18 protein-coding genes and 1 riboswitch are annotated in these 23,788 nt (G+C 69.1%); of the genes, 8 read left to right on the top strand and 10 right to left on the bottom strand.

Annotated features, from left to right (window positions below):
* Nucleotides 1-282 precede the first annotated feature (282 nt).
* Nucleotides 283-633 (top strand): hypothetical protein, encoded by a 351-nt coding sequence (locus tag BGM09_RS38920; protein ID WP_188283061.1) that lies wholly within the window; start codon nt 283-285, stop codon nt 631-633.
* Nucleotides 630-1,130, top strand: coding sequence for a hypothetical protein (locus BGM09_RS38915; protein ID WP_188283060.1), 501 nt, complete (start codon nt 630-632; stop codon nt 1,128-1,130). Before BGM09_RS38920 ends, BGM09_RS38915 begins: the two co-directional genes overlap by 4 nt.
* Before the next feature lie 293 nt (nt 1,131-1,423).
* Here the strand turns inward: BGM09_RS38915 and BGM09_RS20220 are convergent, their stop codons facing one another.
* Nucleotides 1,424-3,793 carry a hypothetical protein gene (locus tag BGM09_RS20220; protein ID WP_188283059.1) on the bottom strand — a complete coding sequence of 790 codons (2,370 nt, stop codon included), beginning with the start codon at nt 3,791-3,793 and terminating at the stop codon, nt 1,424-1,426.
* Between the two features lie 378 nt (nt 3,794-4,171).
* On the opposite strand from BGM09_RS20220, the gene BGM09_RS20215 reads away from it, so the two are divergent.
* From BGM09_RS20215 to BGM09_RS20205, 3 genes are all read left to right on the top strand, one after another.
* Nucleotides 4,172-4,348 carry a hypothetical protein gene (locus BGM09_RS20215; RefSeq protein ID WP_188283058.1) on the top strand — a complete coding sequence of 59 codons (177 nt, stop codon included), beginning with the start codon at nt 4,172-4,174 and terminating at the stop codon, nt 4,346-4,348.
* A gap of 465 nt (nt 4,349-4,813) precedes the next feature.
* Complete coding sequence (locus BGM09_RS20210; protein WP_188283057.1) at nt 4,814-6,700, top strand: ATP-dependent nuclease; 1,887 nt, start codon at nt 4,814-4,816, stop codon at nt 6,698-6,700.
* Entirely contained in the window at nt 6,697-8,601 is a 1,905-nt protein-coding gene (locus BGM09_RS20205; protein ID WP_188283056.1) for a UvrD-helicase domain-containing protein, read from the top strand. Before BGM09_RS20210 ends, BGM09_RS20205 begins: the two co-directional genes overlap by 4 nt.
* Nucleotides 8,602-8,671: 70 nt before the next feature.
* Here the strand turns inward: BGM09_RS20205 and BGM09_RS20200 are convergent, their stop codons facing one another.
* Nucleotides 8,672-8,809 carry a hypothetical protein gene (locus BGM09_RS20200; protein ID WP_188283055.1) on the bottom strand — a complete coding sequence of 46 codons (138 nt, stop codon included), beginning with the start codon at nt 8,807-8,809 and terminating at the stop codon, nt 8,672-8,674.
* A 116-nt stretch (nt 8,810-8,925) separates the two neighbouring features.
* On the opposite strand from BGM09_RS20200, the gene BGM09_RS20195 reads away from it, so the two are divergent.
* A complete protein-coding gene (locus BGM09_RS20195) occupies nt 8,926-10,128 on the top strand; it encodes a hypothetical protein (protein WP_188283054.1) in 1,203 nt (400 codons plus the stop codon).
* A gap of 861 nt (nt 10,129-10,989) precedes the next feature.
* On the opposite strand, the gene BGM09_RS20190 is transcribed toward BGM09_RS20195, so the two are convergent.
* The 7 genes from BGM09_RS20190 to gcvT all read right to left on the bottom strand — a co-directional run bounded on the left by BGM09_RS20190 (nt 10,990) and on the right by gcvT (nt 19,936).
* Complete coding sequence (locus BGM09_RS20190) at nt 10,990-12,945, bottom strand: AAA family ATPase (protein ID WP_188283053.1); 1,956 nt, start codon at nt 12,943-12,945, stop codon at nt 10,990-10,992.
* Nucleotides 12,945-13,517, bottom strand: a complete 573-nt coding sequence (locus tag BGM09_RS20185) for a hypothetical protein (protein ID WP_188283052.1) — start codon at nt 13,515-13,517, stop codon at nt 12,945-12,947. The genes BGM09_RS20190 and BGM09_RS20185 overlap by 1 nt, the downstream gene beginning before the upstream one ends.
* Nucleotides 13,514-14,860 (bottom strand): dsDNA nuclease domain-containing protein, encoded by a 1,347-nt coding sequence (locus BGM09_RS20180; protein ID WP_317452792.1) that lies wholly within the window; start codon nt 14,858-14,860, stop codon nt 13,514-13,516. The genes BGM09_RS20185 and BGM09_RS20180 overlap by 4 nt, the downstream gene beginning before the upstream one ends.
* Nucleotides 14,861-15,374: 514 nt before the next feature.
* A complete protein-coding gene (locus tag BGM09_RS20175; RefSeq protein WP_188283050.1) occupies nt 15,375-16,775 on the bottom strand; it encodes an L-serine ammonia-lyase in 1,401 nt (466 codons plus the stop codon).
* A 126-nt stretch (nt 16,776-16,901) separates the two neighbouring features.
* Nucleotides 16,902-18,155 carry a serine hydroxymethyltransferase gene (gene glyA, locus BGM09_RS20170; RefSeq protein ID WP_188283049.1) on the bottom strand — a complete coding sequence of 418 codons (1,254 nt, stop codon included), beginning with the start codon at nt 18,153-18,155 and terminating at the stop codon, nt 16,902-16,904.
* A gap of 149 nt (nt 18,156-18,304) precedes the next feature.
* The gene (gcvH, locus tag BGM09_RS20165; protein WP_188283048.1) at nt 18,305-18,685 is read right to left on the bottom strand and encodes a glycine cleavage system protein GcvH; all 381 of its coding nucleotides are present in this window, start codon (nt 18,683-18,685) and stop codon (nt 18,305-18,307) included.
* Nucleotides 18,686-18,805: 120 nt separating this feature from the next.
* Nucleotides 18,806-19,936, bottom strand: a complete 1,131-nt coding sequence (gene gcvT, locus BGM09_RS20160; RefSeq protein WP_188283047.1) for a glycine cleavage system aminomethyltransferase GcvT — start codon at nt 19,934-19,936, stop codon at nt 18,806-18,808.
* A gap of 180 nt (nt 19,937-20,116) precedes the next feature.
* Nucleotides 20,117-20,214: riboswitch (glycine riboswitch) on the bottom strand.
* Nucleotides 20,215-20,308: 94 nt separating this feature from the next.
* On the opposite strand from gcvT, the gene BGM09_RS20155 reads away from it, so the two are divergent.
* Both BGM09_RS20155 and BGM09_RS20150 read left to right on the top strand, forming a co-directional pair.
* Nucleotides 20,309-21,100, top strand: coding sequence for an enhanced serine sensitivity protein SseB (locus BGM09_RS20155; RefSeq protein ID WP_188283046.1), 792 nt, complete (start codon nt 20,309-20,311; stop codon nt 21,098-21,100).
* Between the two features lie 204 nt (nt 21,101-21,304).
* Nucleotides 21,305-22,018: an enhanced serine sensitivity protein SseB C-terminal domain-containing protein gene (locus BGM09_RS20150; protein ID WP_188283086.1), complete on the top strand. Its 714-nt coding sequence runs from the start codon at nt 21,305-21,307 to the stop codon at nt 22,016-22,018.
* Nucleotides 22,019-22,094: 76 nt separating this feature from the next.
* On the opposite strand, the gene BGM09_RS20145 is transcribed toward BGM09_RS20150, so the two are convergent.
* On the bottom strand, nt 22,095-23,615 hold the full coding sequence (locus BGM09_RS20145) for a DUF885 family protein (RefSeq protein ID WP_188283045.1): 1,521 nt from the start codon (nt 23,613-23,615) through the stop codon (nt 22,095-22,097).
* Between the last annotated feature and the right edge of the window lie 173 nt (nt 23,616-23,788).

The raw sequence follows: 23,788 nt of genomic DNA, 5'->3' as shown, positions 1-23,788 counted from the left end.
GACGTCCTCGGCTACGCGGTCGCCCTGCCCGGCGACCGCAACGCCAGGGGTGAGCCCATCTGGTTCGCGGGCTCCACCCTGGCCGCCGACCTCTCCCTGCCCCGCATCCGACAACGCCTCACCGACGGCACCCCCGACCAGCACACGTCAACGCGAACCGGCGCCGCCCGGCCGCACTGGTCGGCGCCTGCCCGGGTACGCCGCACGGCAACCGGCGTCGCCGAACGCGCCACCGCCCTCCTGGACGGAGACGGCGACGAAGCCGCAGCCCAGCTCACCGGCATGGGCCAACTCCTGGACGCCGTCGCGCAGACCTCCCCGGCCGCGACCCGCGCCGAACTGGCCGCCGTGGCCCGCTCCTTCGAACGCGCCACCCGCAGCCACACCCGTGCCGAACAAGCCGACACCCGCGCGATGTGCTCGGCCGCCCGGGGCATCATCCAGGCCGGCGGGGCACTGGGGAGGGGCGAAGACGGCGGCGCCACCGCAATGCTCCTGTCCGCCCTCGTCCTGTTCGCCATCGCCGCCGCCCACTGGCACTCCGCCCGAGGACAGCCCAACAAGCCCACGCCGCAAGCCAGACCGCCGAACACCTGCGCGCCGCCTACCGCCAAGCCGCCGCCGCACCCATGAACGCCCTGCACGCCCAGGGTCGAGCCCTGCCCGAAACCGAACGCCGCAGCTACGAGGCCACCATCCGCGCGGTACTGGCGCACCACCTCACCCGCACCGGTACCGAGACCCAGCACGACGCGCTGGCCGCCACCCTCGCCCAGGCCCAACAGGCAGGCCGCGACCCCAAAGCCCTGCTCCAGCAGGCCGTCAGTCGTTGGGACCATTGCCACGTGTCGGCGGTGCTCACTGTCAAGCAACTGCACCCTGCCTCCGTGGGCACCCAGCAGCACACCATCTGGGAACACCCAGACCCTGAGTGGCCCGTGCCCTCACTCCCGATGTGGCGGCGATCGACTGTCGATGCCCACGGCACCATGCACTTCGTCGATCCCGCGCACACGCCGACGGAGTGGTTCGGCCTTACGAACCCGTGGCCGATCGGGATGTGCTCCCCCCGACAGGGACAATTACAAAGAGGCCACGCTCGCGCTCCTGCTCGAGCTGGCCTGCAGTGACAGTGGACTCGGGGGCGTGTTCGCGGCGCTGCCTAGCCTCGGCGTCTGTGCGCTGTCTTTCCCGCGCTCAGCGCGAACTGGAGGGGCTCGCTGGGCACCGTGTCAGCGCCTGGTCCCAGCCGTCGTCCGCGCCAGCGCCCATACCCACTCCGCAACTTATCCCGCACACCCAGGCCCCAGATAGCGCCACAGACCTCTCTGCCCTCCTGGACACCATCGGCGCGGACAGAGCCCCGTCGCGCTGAATGCGCTGCCCGTCCGGCAGGAACGCTCATTGCTGTCGGCATCGACGGTTAGAACAGCCAAGGGTCGGCGATCGAACCGTCGATCTCCAGGCCATAACAGCTGGCCTGCTCGGCCTCTTTAGCTCTGCCCTCGTCTTCCCAGAGAGCAGCAAGCGGGCCGACGCCACCGCCAGCATCGACCAACGCCCGGTGCGTGCGCTCGGCATGGGCTGTATTCCGGTGCCGTTCCATCATGGCCAGCCGCTCCTGCGCATAGAGGTCCCCCCGATCTGCCGCGCGTCGATGCAGAGCCTCGGCCTGGCTCGGGTTACGGGCCTCCTGGTGCCAGCCCGCCACGGCCCAGGTCTGCGGGTTCCGGGACTCCGCCAGCCGATACAGGACGGACTCCGCGTCAACCTCGTCGTCGCCGTACAAGCCCATCAGTAACATGACCGCAGCGAACACCCCGCCCGGCCAGTGCCGCTCTGCCGCGCCAAGCACGTCCCGATCGGCCAACTCGACGACCGTCCAGGCCAGCCGTTCGGCCTCGAACCGATTGCCGTCCCGGTACCGTTCCATCGCCATCATGGCCAGTTCGAATCCATCGCCGCTTTCCGCGAACGATCGCGCCAAGAGCTCGGCCTCGCCCCACTCGTCAACGCGGCACTTGAGTGTTACCAATTCGCCCTTGGCATCCCGATCACCCGCCGATGCCCCCAGCCACAGGAGCCGTTCGAACTCCGCGAGGTGGCCCGCCTTTCGGCGCAGCTCAGCCAGCAGGTAGGGCGCCGCCGGATCTCCGAGCGCCACAGCCTCCGTCAATGCCGTTTCGGCCTCCGGGCCGTGGTCCAGCACCACCGCCAGCGATGTCAGGGCCGAGGCCCGCCCGGTGGTGGCCGCTTCCCTAATCAGCCGTTCGCTCTCGTCAGGGTCGCCGACCTCGTTGAGTGTCCAAGCCAGGGCTAACATCGGCTCCGGGTCTCCGCTCCGGAGGATAGATCGCGCCAGCGTCTCGGGTTCCTCGGTTAGGCCCCGGTACGCCATCATCGTGACGATTGTCTCCCAGGCCGGACCGTGTCCCCCATCTGCCGCGCGGCGCAGCAGTGCGGCCGCCAGACGCAGCCGCCCCCGATTCTTTGCGGCACAGGCCAGTCCGTACAGGTCAGCGGCGGTCGCCGAGTGGTGTTCAACAGCGTGCCAGAACGAGGAGGGCGGGAAGCACTCGCGCCGAGCCGTCCGGGCGTAGTGGTCGAGGTAGTCCGCCAGGCGGCTCACTCCCGACCTGGCGCCCATGCCGTGGTCGCGGGCAACGTCGCCGAGCGCCGCCGCCACGTCCTTGACCCTGGTTCGTGCGAAGGCCAACGCGGTCTCGAACCAGTCCGCCGGCGCTGCTGCGCGCTGAGAGTCCGTCAGGTAGCCGGGCGCGGCCGCTTCCAGCAGCGCGAACGAGAGCGGGGAGGCGTGACCAAGTCGGCGCGCGTCCATTGCGGCCGTGACAACAGCCTTGCCGTAGCAGTCCTGCGCTCCATCTGCCTGCTCGTACCGTTGAACCAAGGCTGGCCCGCCGGCCAGGGTCTGGGTGATGGAACCGTCCAGAGCTGTTCGCGCGGCGACGGCCAGGGAACCGTCGTCCGTCTCGTGCAGCCGCCCCAACGCCGAGCCGTCAAAGACCGCAGGAACAGTGATCACGCGCGCTGCCGCAAGCAGTGCCCTGGCCTGAGGATGGCGGTCCTGGACGCCGGTCGGACGATCGGTCAGTTCGTTTCGGTGGCCCGGCCAAAGGGTGGCGATGACCACCAACGGTCCTGGCTGCTCCAGCCGTCGGCGCAGTGCCGCGGCAGCGGCCTCACCGCCGTTGCCGCCGAGCAGTTCCTGGGCCTCGTTGAGCCACAGCACGGTGCGCGGGCCGAGGGCGTTCGCCGCAAGCAGCCGGTTCAGGCTGTCTGCGTCCTTCGGATACGCCAGCGCCCAGTCAGCGAGGCAGGCCAGGACCGCCTCGTACGCGGTGCGCGTCTTCCCGGCGCAGCTATACCCGCTCAGCACGAGCAGCACTGGGTCTGCTCCGGACGCCGCATCCTTCAGCAGGCCGCGCAGCTCGTGGTCGTGGCGGCGGGCGATGTACGTCGGGAGCACGAAGTCAGTCGCGGCCGTTCGCAGCGGATCGGCGATCGCCGCGTGCACGCCGAGCCGCTCGGGCTGCCAGCTGGCCAGCGGACGTGGCAGGTCGAGGGGGCCGACGACGCAGGGTTCTCTGTCGGAGTGCACTGGTCGTTGCGCGGTCCCGCCGTTCTGCCCCCCGATCCGGTCGGCCACGGCGTCCCGATGGCGACGGCGCCAGTGGTCGAGGTCGAAGAGGTGCCGCTCGTCGGGCAGCGGCTCCGCTCCTTGGCGCTTCGCCTCGGCACCGATCGCGAGCACCAGCCCAATCAGGCGCTCCACGGAGGCCGGCAGGTTCCGTCCGAGGAGCCAGCCGCCGACCGTCGAAGGTGACTCGACACGGGCACTGCGCGCGAGTCTGCGCAGACCCGGCACCGGCCTGAGCCTGCTGAGGCGCCACTCCCCCAGGGTCCGCAGGTCCGATCGGAACCGTTCCTCACCACTGCCCAGCACGCCGCCCCGCCTGTCCGATCTGTCTCGCCTGCCGTTGGACGGCCCCTCGGCGTATGCCCGGTGACCTCCCGCTCTCCGCCTCGACTGTACAAACGGAGAATCCGGGTTCCGTACGGACCCGCCGGACAGCGAGAGTCCCGATCGCCCCGTTCTCCACGAAGGGATCCTCTCGTGTCATTCGCCGATGCCGTACGAATCGGTGCGGTCGTGCTCTCATCCCCGGGCGTCATCGTCCTGGTCGTCTTCGTGCTGCTCTATCTGGGCGTTGTCCTGCCTGCGGTGTGGTCACGCCGAAGTCATCGTCGACAAGCGGCCATGCGGGTCCTGGAGCTGATGCTCGGCCTTTTCGTACTGCGCGTGCTGGCCGGTCTCCTCCGGCGCTGACCGACTCTGTCGACACCGGTGGCGGCCCGGCGCCAACCTCTCGCACTGCACAGGCGTCGGCGAGGAGCCACACCGCAACGGTCACGGCGTCAACCTGTCGTGCAGTACCGCTGTCTGGGGACGGCGAAAGGGTCGGCGCGATGCCGAATTCACCCTAGTTGAGGAGTGATCGGCGGCAGCACCCAGCGCGCTCGCGCTTTGCTGTTGCCGGAGATCGGTGGAGTGGCAGCCTTCCTTCACGCCTGGTTGGCCGGGGACGGCAAGACATCATGGCGGCCCGCAGGAGTACGGCTGTTCGGGCAGACGAGGTGTCCGGGACCTTACACCGTCCCCCGCAATCTGCCGGATACCCTCGGGCGGCCAGTTCGGAGAGCATAGGATTCCGGAAATATCGATCATGGGCCGCGCCGCCCGGGGACTCCTGTCCGGAGAAGAGCGCGCTGCGGCCCGCCGGCGGGGGAATCTGTGTACTTAGCGCATCTTCGGGTCGAGAACTTCCGGGTCTTCGGAGCTGCGGCCCTGAGCGAAGGCGAGTCGGACGCGTCGCTGGCCCTGTCATTCACGGCCGGGACGAACGTGCTCGTCGGCGAGAACGACAGCGGGAAGACGGCGATCATCGACGCGATCCGGCTGTGCCTGCAGACCGCGGCGACGGACTACTACCGAGTCTCCCAGGATGACTTCCACCTCGGGAAGGACGGGCGGGCGGAGACCTTCACCATCGTGTGCGGGTTCACCGACCTGTCGACCGAGGAGCAGGCGGTCTTCCTTGAACTGCTCACTCATGACCGCCACGGCGCCGCCTGGCTCTGCGTGACGTTCAAGGCCCAGCGGATGGACCCGGTCCGGAACCGGGTCTCGGTCACCACACGGACCGGACCAGACGGCAACGGCCCGGCCCTGGATGGCGCCGCACGCGAACTCCTGCGCGCCACCTACCTGCGCCCTCTGCGCGACGCGGAGGCGGAACTGCGCTCGGGTCGCGGATCACGGCTCTCCCAGATCCTCGCCGGCTACCCGGCAATGAAGGACCAGGGTGTTGATGATTACGACCCCGAGGGCGATACCCCTCCGTCCACTCTGGTGGGGATCCTGCGCCGCGCCGAGCACGACATCCGAAACAACAATGCCGTCGCTGATGTGAGCCAGGACATTAACTCAGCTTACCTGCAGCGGTTCGCCATCGGCGACGACGTCCTGCGCGCCAAGATCAGCGTCGCCACCGACGCGACGCTGGCCCGCGCACTGGAACGACTCGAACTGAATCTCTTCGCCAGATCCGACGAGTGGACGCGCCGAGGGCTCGGATACAACAATGCCTTGTTCATGGCTGCGGAGCTCCTCCTGCTGGGCAAGAGCGAACTGGCTCCCCTGTTGCTGATCGAGGAACCCGAGGCGCACCTCCACCCCCAGCTCCAGACCCGGATCATGGACCTTCTCCACGACAAGGCCCAGAGGCCGCAGGAAAATGGCAGGGCCCCGGTCCAGGTCATCCTCACCACCCACAGCCCCAACCTCGCCTCATCAACGCCCGTCGAGTGCCTAACCCTCGTCGTCCGGGGCCGCACCTTCCCGCTGCGGCGGGGTATCACGCGCCTGACCGGCGAGGACTATGCGTTCCTGACCCGGTTCCTGGACGTGACCAAGGCTAATATGTTCTTCGCCCGCAGCCTGGCGATGGTCGAGGGCGACGCTGAGGCAATCTTCCTGCCCGCTCTCGCCGCCGTCCTGGGTATGCCCTTCAACGAGCACGGCGTCAGCGTGGTCAACGTCGGCCACGTCGGCCTGTTCCGGTACAGCCGCGTCTTCCAGCGCTCCGGCGAGCAGATCCCCGTCCCCGTCGCCTGCATCCGCGACCGCGACCTCGTTCCCGCCGGCACCTCGGAGAAGATGCGAGGCAGCTTGAAGTGCTGGGACGAGATGACGGAGCAGGAGATCGCCGCGCACATTGCGGACCTCGCCAGCGAAGACGACGGGCCGGTGAAGACCTTCGTGTCGAACTGGTGGACGCTGGAGTACGACCTCGCCGTCACCTCTTGGACCATGGCCAGGCTGATGCACCGCGCGGTCAAGCTCGCATCCGTTGCGGAACGGTCCTGGCCGGACGCCGCCAAGACTGCTCAGGTCATCGCACGGGCCGACAAGGTCGTCGACCGCTGGCTGCGCCAGAAGGTCCCCCTCGAGCAGGCTGCTCTGGCTATCTACAGACCGCTCAAGCTCAACAGCGCCAGCAAGTCGATCACCGCGCAGTTCGCCGCGCAGCTCCTCGCCTCCACCTCGGTGACGAAGAGCGACGTCCCGCCCTACCTGATCGACGCCTTCACCCACCTGTGCGGCGAGGCGACCCTGTGACCGGCACCTACCTGCCCGATGCCTTCGCCACGCACAAAGTGGAGGCCATGGTGAAGCTCCTCGGACTCGACCCGCTCGACGCCGAGCAGTGGGACTTCCTGCAGAGCGAGACCACACAGGACCTCCAAGCCGCTCCGGGGTCGGGCAAGACCACCTTGATCGGGCTCAAGCTCGCACTTATGGCCGACGCATGGACCTCCGCTACGTGCGGGGTGTGCGTGCTGTCCCACACCAACACGGCCAAGAACGAGATCGCCGACCGGGTGGCCTCCCTCGCCACGGGGCGCAGCCTGCTGCGCTACCCACACTTCATCGGCACCATCCAGTCCTTCGTGCACACTTTCCTTGCGCTTCCGGCCGTGCGGGCCGAGGGAGTCGAGGTTCGCTCCGTCGACGACGCGGCCTTCGAGACCGCAGCGATCCGGCTCCTGCAGCACCCCAACTACTCCACCCTGCGCAGCTACGTGGAACGTCAGCGCGGCGGCACCGGCATCGTCACGGGGGCGACGTTCACCTACCGGGATAGCAAACTCGTGGTCACCGGCGCGACTGGGGAACTCCCCTTCCGCGCCGAGACGGTCAGCGGCGAGCAACTGTCCAGGCTCAAGTGGGCTCTGGCCCGCCGAGGCGTCTTTCGCTACCAGGACATGTACGCCATCGCCCAGCAGTACCTCACCGAGCACCCAGGCATCATCCCGGCCGTCTCCGCGCGCTTCCCGTTCGTTCTCTTCGACGAGATGCAGGACACCAGCGTCCCCCAGCACGAACTGCTGGACCTGGTCTTCGCCTCCTCACCCACCGTGGTGCAGCGGGTAGGCGACACCAATCAGGGCATCTACAGTGACTCGGGCGCCGTGACCGGGCCAACCTCAGCGTTCCCGCTGGCCGGTGCTGCGGAGCTGCCGGTCAGCCGCCGCTTCGGACCGCAGATCGCAGCAGTGGCCAGCCGCCTGGCGGTCCGGCGCCCCCAGCAGATCCATGGAGCCGGCCCCGACGGACAGGTGGCGATACTGCTGTTCAACGAGGCCACAGCGATCGATGTCGTGCCGACTTTCGAACGCATGGCTGCCGCGATCCTCCCCGAGGATGTTCTCCTCAGACGTCCGCCGCGCGTGTTGGGCGCGCGGCAGGGCCCGGGAACTTCCCAGGCATACCCGCAGTCGATCTCCTGCTACCTGCCCGGCTACACCCCGCCCGGTCGCCCAACGGCCCACCGCGCCCTGATCGACGCGGCACGCGCGGCAGGGCCCCAGTGGAGGTCGGACGCGAACAGCTACGAAGCGGCCACTGAGTTGTGGAACGCCCTGCGCGCGTCCTTCACGCCCCTGACCGGCGAAGGGCTGCCGGCGCTCGGCCGCCTGGAGAGGTCTGCGGCGACCCCCGGCGGCAAGGTACGGATCCTGCTGCGCGAACTCCTCGCCCACGGAGCCACATTCGACGAGGCGAGCTGGGGCATGATCACCGATCAGCTGACCGTCCAGATGAAGCTGCTCGCCGACGCACCGCTGAAGGCCCTCGGCCTGGAGTTCACCCCCGCGGGCGAGTCGGCCCCAGCAGTGGGCGGCGTTCCCAGGAGTTCTGCCGCAGTGCCAGCGGCGCGCGCCATACCCGGGACCATCCAGAGCGCGAAGGGCGAGACCCATGCGGCGACGCTGATCCTGGAGTGCCTGGAGAAGAACGGCAGGAAGTTCGACGTGACCGAGGCGCTCCGCATGGTTGCCGAGGGGAGTGACCCCCGGCGGGAGCTGAAGAGCGTCCAGGCCGCTGTGCAGCTCGTCTTCGTCGGGGCGACGCGCCCCACCCACCTGCTGGTGCTCGCCGCCCACCGCGATCGCGGCAAGCAGTACGCGGAGGCAATGGTCGACGCGGGCTGGGACATCCGAGACCTCACCGAGCACTGACCGCCGCATGCCGTTTACGAGGCCATTGGGCCCGCAAGCCCTTCGGAAGCAGTCGGCTCACCGGCGTCGTCTAAGCGGCCACCGGCGCCACGACCCCGGAACCCGGGTTGCCCGGACAACCCCTGTACACCCTTCGTCGCCGCAGCCGCAGCCGCAGCCGCAGCCGCAGCCGCAGCCGCAGCCGCAGCCGCTGGCGCGGCACTCGCACAGCTCATCTCCACCGCGCACCGCCGCGGGTTCGAAGTGCGGACCCAAGACTCGGCGGAGCGGAGGTCCCTTGGAGGGCGACAGGGTGTCTTGCCCCGGACCGGTGGACCGGGTGTGATGATCGGCGTGAACATCTTCTCGCCGATCGAGCGAACCGACCCGTCCCCGGCCAAGTACGAGGAGAGCCACTCCCAGTTCATCGACCGCGTGGCAGGCTCCTACTGGGAACAAGTCCGCAACGTGATCGAGGACTGGTTCTCCCGGCTGTGCCCGGATGCTCGGCCGGACGTCATGGGACGGCTGCGCTCCACTGACGACCGGCAGTCCAAAGGGGCTTTCTTCGAGTTGTACCTGCACGAGTGTCTTCTCCGGATGGGCTACGCCGTGACCTGTCACCCGGAAGTTGACGGGACTAGCCGCCGCCCGGACTTCCTTGCGGAGAAGGACGGCACGGCGGTCTACGTTGAAGCTCGATCAGCGTCGTTCAGTGACGTCTCGGGGCGCGCAGCAGCGAGGGTCAACACTCTGTACGACTCGCTCGACAAGATCAGCAGCCCGAACTTCGTCCTGTCGATCGACGTAGAAATGCAGGGAGGTGGCCCGCTCCCAGCCCGCCCGTTGCGCTCCAGACTGGGAAAATGGCTAGCAGAGCTGGATCCGGACGCCTACAGGAACCAGGGGAACGGCCGCCGCGACTTTCCAGGAATGCCCTATGAGGCGGACGGGTGGCGAATTCAGTTCCACGCGCTTCCGAGGTCGCCCGAGGCGCGCGGAAAGGAGGGCGTGAGACCACTTGGGATCCTCGGCGGCGGACGAGCCTTCGTGGTGCAAGGCGAGGAGGGGATCAAGAAGGCCCTGAGTGACAAGGGTTCCGCATACGGGCCGCTCAGTGCTCCGTACATCGTTGCGGTGGCGTTGAGCAGCTTCACCACCGATGACTACGACGTGAGGAACGCGCTGTACGGCACGGAGAGCCTGCTCATCGACACTCGACCTGGCGCCGAGACCCACTTGGGGGCTGTCATCCGCAATCCCGATGGCTACTGGTACAAGGGTGATCGCTCGGACCACCGTCACGTGTCGGCAGTGGTCGTGGTCAAGCAACTGCACCCCGCCTTCGTGGCCACGCAGCAGCACACCATCTGGGAGCACCCCGACCCTGAGTGGCCCGTGCCCTCGCTACCGATGTGGCGTCGATCGACCGTCGACGCCCACGGCGCAATGCATTTCGTTGATCCTGAGCACACGCAGGCGGAGTGGTTCGGCCTCACAAACCCGTGGCCGATCGGGGAGCCCTTCCCGCGTCAGGGACAAGGCTAGAAGGGCCAGGCTCGCGCTCCTGAGAAATAGCTGTGCAAGTGCTACAAGTGGCTGGTCCCTCGTTGTCGTGTGACGTCCACGGCGAGGTATTCACCCGGACGGCGGAAGCCATTGGTCTTGGGAGATGCCACGAGGCGGCAGCTCTGCCCCTGAACGTTGCGGGACACGGGGGTGCAGCACGGGCACGGAGAGCGCAAGGCGAGCGCGGACGCTCTTGGACGGGGTGGCAGAACACGGCATCGGATCGCAGGTTTGATTTCCGTAATCATATGGATGTCCCGGGCCTTTGAACTGAGCTTTCCCTTGTCTAGCGGGATAGGTCGGGCGCACGTAGTGAAAGCCCCGGTGGACCAGCGTGCGTGACACCTAGTCAGGTTCTGTCATTGATCTTCGGTCGACAGGCCAATGGCTATCACCGCGCCGTGACCGTCCGGCGAGGTCGGGGCTGTCCGGTCTCGACAGATCTCGCGCCTGACTCGGCACCTAGTGACGATCGCGCTGTTGAACGGGCGGCTGCGTCGGTGTGCGCGAGCTCAACCCGGAGGCCGTAATCGCCGGCCGCGGCGGTAACCTTCGCGGTTCGCCGGCCCAATGGCCCATCTCTGCCGGCACCCTGGCGGATTGACTCGCGTGGTGCCGTTTTAGCGCCTCCGGCCGTGAGGGCCTGCGCCGGCACTTCAGTCCTCCCGGTCATGGGCGCTTGGGGGAGGATCGGCCGCGTACTTGGAGACAGGTGATGGCTGTCCAGAACGGCGGTGAGCACTCGGTGGGGCGCGGGGCTGGTGGTCGTGCGCCCACGACACTGCCCGGAGGAGCGCCGCACTGGACAAGCCGCGGATGCGCTTATGGAGGACGGTGTGGTCAGGAGGATGCGTTACCTTCGACAGTCTCGTCTTCGATGCGGGCTGTGTGGCCGGGGCCGGGATGGACGACGCCGGGGACCAATGGGCTGATGTAGTCGAGTTCGATCTCGCCGAAGGTGTCGCTGGGAACGGGTGCTGTGTCGTTGTCGGCGACGATCAATTGCAGGGCTTCACCATAGGTGTAAGCCAGATCTTTGAAGCGGTCGTAAATTCGGCGGCTAGTTTCCTGGTCTTCGGGGTTGTTGCCGAACACTCTTCGGGGGGAGTCGATGATCAGGAGGGAGGGCACCAGCACGTCAGGGTGGGTCAGGCCAAACTCGAGGAGCGCCAGGCTGTAGGCAAGGTTGACGCAGGCGCTGATGCCGCCGCCGGACGCCTGGAGGTTCTCGAACTGCGTGTCGTTAACGACCGGCAGGTACGAGTCGGGGTCCACGACCGCTGACTCCACCTCCCACGGCGGTTGAAAGTCCTCGAGGATCGTGCGGAAGGATGTGCTGAGTTCCGCGACCAGGGTCTGTCGGCTCTGGAGGTCTGCGGTACGGGCCTTGATCGCCGCGGTGAGCTCCTTGCGTTCGGCGGTGATGTCGCGGACGGACTGGTTGATCGAGCGGGCGCGGGTCCAGAAGTCGCGTAGCTGTGCCACTGCGTCGATGGTCGCTTTGAGCGTGGCCACTCGGGCGCTGGACTGCGCGATCGCCTCGAAGCGGGGTGCGACCGTGTCCCGGGTCAGCGCATCGAGCTGGCGGCGCAGGGTGGTGGCACGGAAGTCCGCCTGCTCGGCGGCCTCTTGTGCACGTTGCAGAACCTGAACGTCGGCGTCCTGGACTGCACGGGCATCCTGAAGTTGTTCCTCCAGCGCTGTGCGGGTCTGTTGTACGACGACGGGGTCGACGTCGGCGTCGCGCGGATCAGGCTGCAGGCACACGACGCAGTAGTCGGCGGGGACGGGCCTGTTCTCCAGGCGCTGCATGCAGCGCGGGCAGATGACGAAGTCGAAGGGGGAGAGCAGGTCGATGGCGGTGGAGGACCGTTCCAGGCGGGCGAGGTCCAGGGTCACCTGGGCGACGACGGCGGCTCGTGCTTCGACCAGGTCGCGGGCGCCGAGGACTTCCTGGGCGGCGTCGCGGGTCGCGTCGACCGCCCGTCCCAGATCCTGGCGCAGGACGGTGTCCGCTGCCGCATTGTCCTCCAGCTCGAACCGGAGGGAGGACAGGGTGCTCTCGGCCCGGCCGAGCATGTCGCGCAGGCTGGTGAGCTCGGTCCGCAGTTCCTCCTCGCTTCGGGAGTCGGAGGCTTGCAGGAACTGAGTGACGTTCGCGTACTCGGACTTCTTTTTCTTCAGCTGCTCGTCCAGCAGGTTCTTGGCCAGCCGCAGTTCCATGAGGGCGCTATCAGTCAGCGCGAACATGAGCTTGAACAGCTCTTTGCGCTTGCGGTTGAACCAGGTGTCGCGGTGGCCCACGACCTCCCTGTCGATGTTGTGGGCCTCCATGTAGGTGTAGGCGAACAGGTTGCTGAACGTCAGGTCCAGCGACTGCGCGTTCCCGTCGCGTGTGCTCGGGATGGAGGCGCGGGGGAAACCGGTGGCCTGCAGGAGGTAGTCCGAGAGCGTCTCGCGTCGGTTGGCGGACCGCACAGCGAGGCTGTGGAGCAGCGTCAGGGTGTCGGGGTCGAGGATGTCCACGTGGTCGGAGCGCTCGTCGCTGATGGTCCGTTTGAGGATCATGTGCTGGTTGCCCATGACGACGTCGGCGCGCACCGAGTGGACGTGGTCGCGCACGGTGGTCGTCAGCCGGGCGGACCCGCCGATGGTGTGCTTGAGCAGCATGAGCAGGCTGGATTTGCCGGAGCCGCTCGCTCCGCTGATGACTGTGGCCGGCTGGTCGAACCGGTAGGTCTTCTCCGCAGTAGCGGTGGTGACCGTCAGGGAGAGGAAGCGGACGTGGACTGCCATCAGATTTCCGTCCGCCAGGGCCTGTCCACCGCGTCGGGCAGGCGTTCGTAGATAAGGGTCTTAAGGGCTGACCCGGTCTTGTTGAAGTGCTTCTTCAGCAGGGTGATCCGCTCGGCGACGACAGCCCACTCGTCGGTTAAGGCGAGGGTGTCAGCGGCGATCGCCCCCGTGGCGGTAACGCGGAACTCGGCACGGCCGCCTCCGGCATAGGTGATCAGCCCACGGGCGGCAAGAGAGCCAAGGACGCTGTAGTAGCGCTGGTCCCAGGGGCCGTACTTGTAGCGGGTCATGCGGCTCTCCACGGCGATCCGCTCGAATCTCGTAGGCTCCGCACCCGTTGGCCAGGACAGGTTCCGCTCATTGAGGAGCCGTTCGAGCAAGGCTGGATAGCGGAGCAGGAAGTCGAGCTTGGCCAGCTTCGTCAGGCCGTCCAGGCCCTTCTTCGCCGTGGTGAACTGGCTGATCAGCAGCAGCACGCGAGCCTCGTGATAGTGAGATTCACGCTGTTCCTCCTGGCGGCCCTCGGTCCTGATCCGTCTAGCGGCCGCGGCCTGCTCGGTACTGTTGGTCACGGGGCGCCCTCGGCGGAGGCGTCGAACGGCTCGGAGAAGTAGAAGTGGCACTCATCGGCAAGCTGGTAAGCCAGGCCACGCAGATGCTGCTTGTTGACCTTGAACGGGGGCGTTGCCGCCACCGTCTCGGGAGTCAGGTACTGGATGAGGAGCTGATTCATCCGCCGGCCGTACGCCGAGCCGGGCGCAGTTTCCTGCTCTGCTCTTCCACGGCACTCGAAAGCGGCGTCGGTCACCTCAAGGCTCAGGTTCTCCAGGTCCGCGGCATCTCCTACCAGGCCCGAGCGCTGCTGGGACCAGGTCACGTACCAGGCCGAGCGCAGCCGTTCAGCGTGGGCAGCCTCGTCCGAGGGCACCTGGCCGTGGGCAAGCTTGCGCCCCAGCCTCGTGCCTCCGGGGGCCTTGATCGGCACCTGGCCACGCACATACGTCGGCACGGCGGTGCGCAGGTAGGCGAACCCATCCAGGACGGTGACGCGGCGCAGCCTGCGCCTGGCGATGCGCGCGGACATCTGCCTGTTGTTCAGGACCCGGGCAGGGTCGACGATGTAGGAGGCGAGCTGCCCGCGGTCACTTTCGTCCCGGTTCGCCTTCTCGATGCGGTTGACCAGATCCCGGTAGGTGCTCTCGGCGTCTACGTCGACCAGTTCCAGGCTGGCGATGGCCGGCAGCAGGAACTGCTGGATGTTGGTGTCCGTGATCGAGTGATTCGCGGACTGGTCGTGGTCGATGGCCAGTACCGCTAGGAAGCCCCCCACCTGGTCGAGGAAGCCCTCGGGAAAGACGATGTCAGCAACGTTCACCTGGGGCGTATCAGGAATGTTGTCGTAAGGCTGCTTCCACCGGACCTTCAGCAGCTGCCTGGCCACGTTCTTCACCATCGCGTCGCGGCCCTCGGTGAGCTCCGGCTGCGGGCCGCACATCCTGGCAAGGCCACGCGCGTTGTCCCTGGCTGGCTTCAGCGCAGCATTGGTGAACAGACGCAGGCGCACGTTGCTCGCGCGATCGCAGCCCACCCAGCGATCGAACAAGTGGGCAAGACCCCCGTCCTGAAACAGCTGACTCAACGTCCAAGGGCCCTGATCGTGCTGGCGGTGCTTGACCGAGACCAGCTCGACCGCACCGTCGCAGAAGGCGATCACGAAGTCCTCGTGCCACTCGCAGACGATGTAGTCGACGCTCTCCTGCGTGAGCATCGCCAGGCAAAACCGCGCCGCGACCTCCGCCTGGTAGCGGTACAGGCCCGACGTCCTGGAGCCGTCGTCCTCCTTCGGCGCAAGCCGAAAGATCGGATGCTCGAACCCCTCCCGGCTCCCTGCCGCCTCGGCTACCACGTCGACCACCGCGCCCCCTGCCCAGTTGCCCCTCAACCGGCCCCGCGTCGGCCAGGGCGGCCGTAAGGGCGGAAGAAAACCAGGACTACCACAGGGCTGATGCGGTGTGTAATCGATTGATCACAGCCGTTACCGTAAAGATTCCGGGCACCAGTAGTAATGCAAATCGCAGCGACTCCCACGACTCGCGACTCGGCGCCCTCGCGAACGCAGCAAGTCAGGCCAGGGGCTAAGATCCCTGTGCCTAATCCGTCGATCGTGGGTTCGAGTCATCGTGCCTCGGCCCGTCTGGCGTCGCAAGATATGAGGAAGCTCGGCCGCTGACCTGCCACGCCGGCTGCCCCCGCGGCTGATGAAGCGCGGAGTAGCCCCTGGTGGAGGCCCTCTGCTGCCCGGAATCCCAGGGACTTTTCAGGGACTTTCAACTCTGTCGGAGGGACTTCCCGGGGACTTTTCGCCGTGCAAACCAGGAAGGCTCCGACAGAGCTGAAAGACGGGAAGTCCCAGGTCAGGGCCTACCGGGTCAGCACTCGATGACGTTGACGGCCAGACCGCCGCGGGCGGTCTCCTTGTATTTGACCTTCATGTCGGCGCCGGTCTCCTTCATGGTCTTGATGACCTTGTCGAGGGAGACGTGGTGGCGGCCGTCGCCGCGCATGGCCATGCGGGCGGCGGTGACGGCCTTGACGGCGGCCATGCCGTTGCGCTCGATGCAGGGGATCTGGACGAGACCGCCGACCGGGTCGCAGGTCAGGCCGAGGTTGTGTTCCATGCCGATCTCGGCGGCGTTCTCGACCTGTTCCGTGGAGCCGCCGAGGATCTCGGCGAGACCGCCGGCCGCCATCGAGCAGGCCGAGCCGACCTCGCCCTGGCAGCCGACCTCGGCGCCGGAGATGGAGGCGTTCTCCTTGAAGAGCATGCCGATCGCGCCCGCCGCCAGCAGGTAGCGGACGACGGCGTCCTCCCGGTCGACGGCGCCGGCGGTCGGCGCCGCGACGAAGTTCAGGTAGTAGTGGAGGACGGCCGGGATGATGCCCGCGGCGCCGTTGGTGGGGGCGGTCACGACCCGGCCGCCCGCCGCGTTCTCCTCGTTGACCGCCATCGCGTAGAGGGTGACCCACTCCATCGCGTGCGCGGCCGGATCGCCCTCCGCGCGCAGTTGGCGCGCCGACTGCGCCGCGCGGCGGCGGACCTTCAGACCGCCCGGCAGGATGCCCTCACGGGACATCCCGCGCCCCACGCAGGACTCCATCACCCGCCAGATGTCGAGCAGCCCGGCGCGTATCTCCTCCTCCGTACGCCACGCCTTCTCGTTCTCCATCATCAGCGCCGAGATCGACAGACCCGTCTCACGCGAGAGCCGCAGCAGCTCGTCACCGGTGCGGAAGGGGTGCCGCAGCACCGTGTCGTCCAGCTTGATGCGGTCCTCGCCCCCGCCTTCCCCGCCGAGGGCGTCCCGGTCCACAACGAAGCCGCCGCCCACCGAGTAATACGTCTTCTCCAGCAGCGGTACGCCGTCCGCGTCGTACGCGAACAACGTCATCCCGTTCGCGTGGTACGGCAGCGACCTGCGCCGGTGCAGCACGATCTGGGTGTCCGCGTCGAAGCCGATCTCGTGCGCCCCGAGCAGTTTGAGCCGCCCCGAGGCGCGGACGGCGGCCACCTCGTCGTCCGCCGTCTCCACGTCCACCGTCCGGGGCGAGTGCCCCGCAAGACCCAGCAGCACCGCCTTCGGCGTCCCGTGCCCGTGGCCCGTCGCCCCCAGCGACCCGAACAGCTCCGCCCGGACCGACGCGGTGTGCGCCAGCAGCCCCTCGTTCTTCAGCCGGTGCACGAAGATGCCCGCGGCGCGCATCGGGCCGACAGTGTGCGAACTGCTCGGGCCGATGCCCACGGAGAAGAGGTCGAACACGGATATCGCCATCGGGTCCAGCTCCTGACGTTCGGGGTGACGCCGTTGTCCCCCCGGTGGGGTTCCCCTCCCTGCGCGAGGGTGGGGCCGATTTCTTTGAGGGGTGCTGGGAGGTGCCCCCAGCACCCCTTAGGGGCACTACGTGTACAGCGGGTGCTTGGCCGTCAGGGCGTCGACCCTCGCCCGGAGGGCGTCGGCGTCGTAATCCGGCTTCAGCGCCGCCGCGATGATCTCCGCGACCTCGCGGAAGTCCTCGGCGTCGAAGCCGCGGGTGGCCAGCGCGGGCGTGCCGATGCGCAGGCCCGAGGTGACCATCGGCGGCCGGGGGTCGTTGGGGATCGCGTTGCGGTTGACGGTGATGCCGACCGAGTGGAGGCGGTCCTCGGCCTGCTGGCCGTCGAGCGCGGAGTCGCGGAGGTCGACCAGCACGAGGTGGACGTCGGTGCCGCCTGACAGGACGGAGACGCCGACCTCGGTGAGGTCGTCCTGTACCAGCCGCTCGGCGAGGATCTTGGCGCCCTGGAGCGTACGCGCCTGCCGGTCCTTGAACTCGTCGGTGGCCGCGGCCTTGAAGGCGACCGCCTTTCCGGCGATCACGTGCTCCAGCGGGCCGCCCTGCTGACCGGGGAAGACCGCGGAGTTGATCTTCTTGGCCAGCTCGGCCCTGGAGAGGATGACACCGCCGCGCGGGCCGCCGAGCGTCTTGTGGGTCGTGGTGGTGACCACGTCCGCGTACGGCACGGGGGAGGGGTGCAGACCGGCCGCGACCAGGCCCGCGAAGTGCGCCATGTCGACCATCAGGTACGCGCCGACCTCGTCCGCGATCCGGCGGAACTCGGCGAAGTCGAGCTGGCGCGGATACGCCGACCAGCCCGCGATGACGAGCTGCGGCCGGTGCTCCCTGGCCAGCTTCTCGACCTCGGCCATGTCGACAAGACCGGTGTGCTCGTCGACGTGGTAGGCCGCGACCTTGTACAGCTTGCCGGAGAAGTTGATCTTCATACCGTGGGTCAGGTGGCCGCCGTGCGCTAGGTCGAGGCCCAGGATGGTGTCGCCCGGCTTGATCAGGGCGGCCATCGCGGCGGCGTTCGCGGACGCGCCGGAGTGCGGCTGCACGTTCGCGGCCTCGGCGCCGAACAGCGCCTTGACGCGGTCGATCGCGAGCTGCTCGATCACGTCGACGTGCTCGCAGCCGCCGTAGTAGCGGCGGCCCGGGTAGCCCTCGGCGTACTTGTTGGTCAGCACGGAGCCCTGGGCCTCGAGGACCGCGACCGGCGCGAAGTTCTCCGACGCGATCATTTCGAGGGTGGACTGCTGGCGGTGGAGTTCGGCGTCGACCGCGGCGGCGACGTCCGGGTCGAACTCGTGCAGGGACTGGTTCTGCAGCGACATGAGATCTTCCTGGTCAGAAGGTCAATGAATACCGGGGGCCGGCGAACGGCCGGTGACGGCGGGCCCGGCGGGAAGCGAGCCCGCGATGACGGCCGGGGGCCGGCCCGCCATGACGGCCGGGGGACCGGCCCGTGACGGGGGCCGGGAGGTCAGCCCGCGATGAAGGCGTCGTACTCGGCGGCGGACAGCAGCTCGTCCGTCGCCCGCGGCTCGCGCACCTTGAACAGCCAGCCGTCCGCGAAGGGCGAGGAGTTGATCAGGGCCGGGTCGTCCACGACGTCCTGGTTGATCTCCGTGACCTCGCCGGTGACCGGCGAGTACAGGTCGCTGACGGACTTGGTGGACTCCAGCTCACCACAGGTCTCACCCGCCGTGACGGCGTCGCCCACCGCGGGAAGCTGCACGAACACGACGTCGCCGAGCGCGTCGGCGGCGTGCGAGGTGATCCCGACGGTGACGCCCTCGGCCTCGGGGGCCGACAGCCACTCGTGTTCCTTGGTGTACCGAAGATTCTGGGGGTTGATGCTCATGACGGAATTCTCCCGGATGCGAAGGGGTGCCCGCGCGCGGGGACGGCGCGGTCGGTCGGCTCGGCGGACAGGTCCGGTACCAGGCGGGCGGGCCCGGTACCAGGCGGCGGTACGAGCGTGTCAGCGCTCACGCTTGTAGAACGGCAGCGCCACGACCCGGTGCGGCTCACGGGTGCCGCGGATGTCCACCGCGACCCCCTCCGTGCCGGGCGCGGCATGCGCGGCGTCCACGTACGCCATCGCGAGGGGCACGCCCAGCGTCGGGGACGGTGCGCCCGAGGTGACCTCGCCGACCACGGCGCCCGAGGCGTCGGTCACCGCGTAACCCGCGCGCGGCACCCGGCGGCCCTCGGCGATCAGCCCGACCAGCTTGCGCGGCGGGGTGGCCGCCGCCTTCTCGGCCGCGGCCTCCAGCGCCGCCCGGCCCACGAAGTCGCCCGCCTTGTCGAACTTCACGACCCGGCCGAGCCCCGCGTCGAACGGCGTCAGCGCGGTGGTCAGCTCGTGCCCGTACAGCGGCATGCCCGCCTCCAGGCGCAGCGTGTCCCGGCAGGACAGGCCGCACGGTACGAGCCCGGCCCCGGCGCCGGCCTCGGTCAGCGCCTGCCACAGCCGCTCGGCGTCGGCGGGCGCCACGAACAGCTCGAAGCCGTCCTCGCCGGTGTAACCGGTACGGGCGATCAGCGCGGGCACCCCGGCGACCGTGCCGGGCAGGCCCGCGTAGTACTTCAGCCCGTCCAGGTCCGCGTCCGTGACCGACTTCAGGATGCCGGGGGACTCCGGGCCCTGGACGGCGAGCAGCGCGTACGCGTCCCGGTCGTCGCGTACGGCGGCGCCCGCGAAACCGGCCGCGCGCTCGGTGACGGCGTCCAGCACCACCTGGGCGTTGGAGGCGTTGGCGACGATCATGAACTCCTGCTCGGCGAGCCGGTACACGATCAGGTCGTCGAGGATGCCGCCGTCGGGCGCGCAGATCATCGTGTAGCGGGCCCTGCCGACCGCGAGCGCTGACAGGTGGCCGACCAGCGCGTGGTCGAGCGCCTCGCCCGCCCGCGGTCCCGTGACGGTGATCTCGCCCATGTGGGAGAGGTCGAAGAGACCGGCGCGGGTGCGGACGGCGGTGTGCTCGTCGCGCTCGCTGCCGTACCGCAGCGGCATGTCCCAGCCCGCGAAGTCGGTCATGGTCGCGCCGAGCGCGCGGTGCGACGCGTCGAGGGCGGTGTGGCGCGGGGAGGTCGGTGGCTGGCTCATCGGAGGGCTCCCAGAGGGGTGACGGCGCGGGACGGACAGGGCGGGCCGGGGCATGGCCGCCCCGGGTCTCCCCATCTGTCATCGGAACCTGAGAGGTTCACCGTGACCCTCGCGGGTCCCGGTTTGCACCTTGGGTGGGGCCGCTCCCCGGAAAGGGAGCCGCCCGCTTTTCAGATCTGCCTCGCCCGCGCGGTATCTGTGCCTGAGAGATTCAAGGGAGGGCTTGCTCCTTCGGCGCCCGGCCCGGTGAGGGGACGGAACTCTCCCGCGCGGCCTCCAACGGCCGGTATACAAGTTGTGCCGCCAATCATTGCACGCCAGCCGCTAGGGTTTCCGGGCAGGACAGTGGCACATGGGCGGACAAGGGTGGACATGGAGATACCGGCACCGTACACGGCACCGTACATATCGCCGGACATATGGCCGGCCAACGAGCTGGAAGAGGTGCTCACCGCGAGCCTCGGCAACCCCTCGGCCGCCCCCCGGCTGCTGGAGGTGCTGGGGCGCTCCCATGTCTGGGTGCCGCTGCCGAACGGCGGGGCGCCGGACGCGCCGGGGCTCGACCTGCCCACCGTCGAACTGGAGGGCGCGACCTATGTACCGGTCTTCAGCTCAGAGCAGCAGTTCCGGCAGGCCGCCGACGGCATGGCCTGCACCGTCGCGCCCGTCCACGAATTCGCCCGCGGCCTGCCGCCGCTGGTCGGCATCGCCGTGAACCCCGGCGGCGCCGTCGGCGTGCCGCTGCCGCCCGCCGCCGTCGCCGAGCTGTGCCGCGGGGGCGGCGCCGCCGAACGGTACGAGCAGGACGGCGCGCCCCCCGGCCGTACGGTCGGCGCCCGCGTACGGCTGTGGGAACCGGACCACGACGACGAGCCGGTGGACTTCCTCGCCACCGCCGCGGGGGAGTTCGCCGTCACCCCCGTCGTACTGTCCGCGCGCCGCGCGCTGGCCGCCGTGGAGGAGGAGCCGCCCGCGCTCTTCGTCGGGGTCGAGCTGGACGGCTGGCAGGAGGCGGACCGCGCCGCGGCCATGGACGCCGTCGGCCGCGCCCTCGGCGCCGCGCCGCTGCCCTGGCCCGTCCAGCTGATTCTGCTGGACGTCGCACAGGACCCGGTCGCGGACTGGATGCTGGAGTCCGTACGGCCGTTCTTCACACGGGACTGAACCGGACCGAACCGGACTCATCGGGACCGAACGGGACCGACCGGCGGGAGGCCGTACGACGCGGGTGGGGATCCAGGACGTGACCTGGTTTGATGGCGGGCGGCGCACAGGTGTGCGCCGGGCAGACCGAACGAGGGGAAGGGGCGGTCCCACGTGATCGCGGGCGCGCAAGGCGGTGCGGCGGCGGCCGGCCATGTGGAGCAGATGCTGCTCCAGGTGGCGCCCGGCCGCTTCGACGCATACGAGAACCTGCTCGCGTCGCTGGCCGAGGGCCAGGTGTGGATGCTGCTCTGGCACGGCACGCCCGGTTCCGCCGATGCCCAGTACGGCAACCTCCGGATCGGCGGTCACGGCTACGCGCCGTGCGTCACCTCGCCGCGTGAGCTGGCCGCCAGCGGCTGGAGCCGTGAGTACGAGGTCGTCTCCGGGCGCGACATCGCCCTGACCCTCTTCCCCGACCGCTGGGGCCTCTGGCTCAACCCGCACGCCCCGGGCGGCGGGGTCGGGGTGCCCTGGCTCGACCTGCGCCGGATCGCCGCCGGACTCGACCTGCTGCCCGCCGGGCCGCTCCAGATCGGCGAACCCTCGTTGCAGATCCCGCAGTTCTACGCTCTGCTCGCGCAGGCCGCGCACCGCACCCCCGCCGTACGCGCCCTGCGGCGCGCCTGGGTCCAGCCCACCCTCGGCGAGCCCTATCTCGCCATCGGCGTCGAGGTCTACGACGACTCTCCGCAGTCCGTCGAGTCCGTCCGCCTCATGATGCAGCAGTCCGTCGCCGGTGTCCCCGACGGTCTGCCCGTCTCCACCGTCGCCATGGCCGACGCCTACGATCCCGTCGCCATGTGGATGCGCGCCAACGGCCAGCCCTTCTTCGACCGCGAAGCCTTCGCCGGCGGCCCGGCCTGGGGCCCCCGCTAGCCCGTCCGGCGTTTGAGGACATCTTTTGAGCCCGGCCGGTGATTGAGGACTAGCCCGAGCGGCAATGAGCGACCCCCTACGACCCGGCACCGTCGAGGGCGGCGGACATCAGGCCGAGCGGCGGGCTGCCCAGGGCGAGCAGGGCGGCGTGGAAACCGGGCAAGGTGAAGGCCGGCTTCCGCTTGGCCCGCTCGCGCAGCCGCATGATCTCCAGCTTGCCCCAGGTGTAACGCCCGTAGGCGGCGTCGAAGGTGCCGCGCCGCGCCTCGGCGGCGGCCCCGGCACGGGCCAGATGGGCGTCGCGCATGAAGAGCCGGGTCGCGTCCTCTATGGAGAGCGCCCCGGTGTGCAGCCCGATGGAACACGTCAGCCGCGTCACGCGGACCAGCGCTTCGAGCGCGACCCCGATCGCGAAGCGCGGGTCCCGCGCCCGGAACCCCTCTTCGAGGCAGACCTCCTCGACGTAGTGCGCCCACCCCTCGGCGAAGGAGAGGCTGTGCAGGACCCGCCGCACCGGCGTCGCGGCCCGCCGCAGCGAGCGGCTGTGCGCGAAGTGCCCGGGAGCGACCTCGTGGACGGTGATCGACGGCAGGCTCGTGCGGCTGAAGACGGTCAGCCACTCCTCGCGCTCCTCGGCCGGCCAGTCCGGCTCCGGCGGAGTGACGTGGTACCAGGACGCGGCATCGGCCTCGGCGGGCGCGGCCCAGCTCATCATGGCCATGGCCCAGCGCCGGGAAGGCGGCGCGGGTCCGACGAGACAGTCCCCGTCCACGTACGGCGCGAGCTTGTGCGCACGGGTGAAGGCGATCACCTCGTCGGTGAGCCTGGCCGCCTCGGGGATCACGCCGTCGGCGTCGGGGTGGTCGGCCATCAGCTCGGGCAGCAGCTCGTCCACGCGCCGGTGCCGGTCGTACGCGCGGCAGGAGTCGACCAGCAGCTCGGTGAGCCGGGCGCGCTCCCGGTCGGCCTCGACGGCGAGCGCCGACAGGTCCACGCTCAGGCCCTCCTGACTGCCCATCAGCGCGGCCAGCGCGTTGCCGCCGAGCCGGGGGTCGGGGTCGCCGTGCTCGGCGGCCCGCTCGATGTGCGCGACCAGCCGCCCGTGCGCGGCCAGTGCGGCGGCGGTGTCGGGGCTGTCCTCGGCGTCGAGCCCGGCGGCGAGTCCGCGTACGGCGCCGAGCAGCGCGTCCGCGACCGGCGCGCTCACCCGGTCGAGCGACGCCACGGCGCCGTCCACCGCCTCCGGCCAGCGCGCCAGATGCTTGCGGCGGGCCTTGGCGCGCTCCCGCCCGGACGCGTACTCCCGGTCGTAGCAGGCGAGTTCGAGATTGGACAGATGCGGGTACGGGTCGCGCCTGTGCAGTTCCAGGTCCCCGTACTGCACGCGCAGCGCCTCCTCGAAGACCGTCAGGTGCCGGTCGTCGTGGGCGGATTCCAGCGGTCCCGCGGCGCGCTGGGCGCGGGCCATCGCGTCGAGGCCGCGGCGGACGCCGTCCGGCGACAGGTCCTGGACACGGCCGTCGTACTCGTGACGCCCCGCCATTTCCCGTACCACCGGCACCATCAGGTCGCATACCGCACGCAGCCGCTCGTTCACCACACGACCGTACCCCGAGGTACGCGTCGGTAACGGTCGATGAATCACCACATCACAGTTGCGCATCCCTTCGTGGTGAGGGCTGGCGGGTGATCGACACATCACAGAAGAATCCAGCGGCAAGGGCCTCAGGTCCCCCGTTGTCATCTGCACCACCTGCACCGCCTCGTACC

Source organism: Streptomyces sp. CBMA29, from assembly GCF_014596445.1.
In the GTDB taxonomy this organism is placed as follows: Bacteria; Actinomycetota; Actinomycetes; order Streptomycetales; family Streptomycetaceae; genus Actinacidiphila.
The sequence above is the reverse complement of the archived record's forward strand: the minus strand, read 5'-3'. Positions and strand labels throughout refer to the sequence as shown.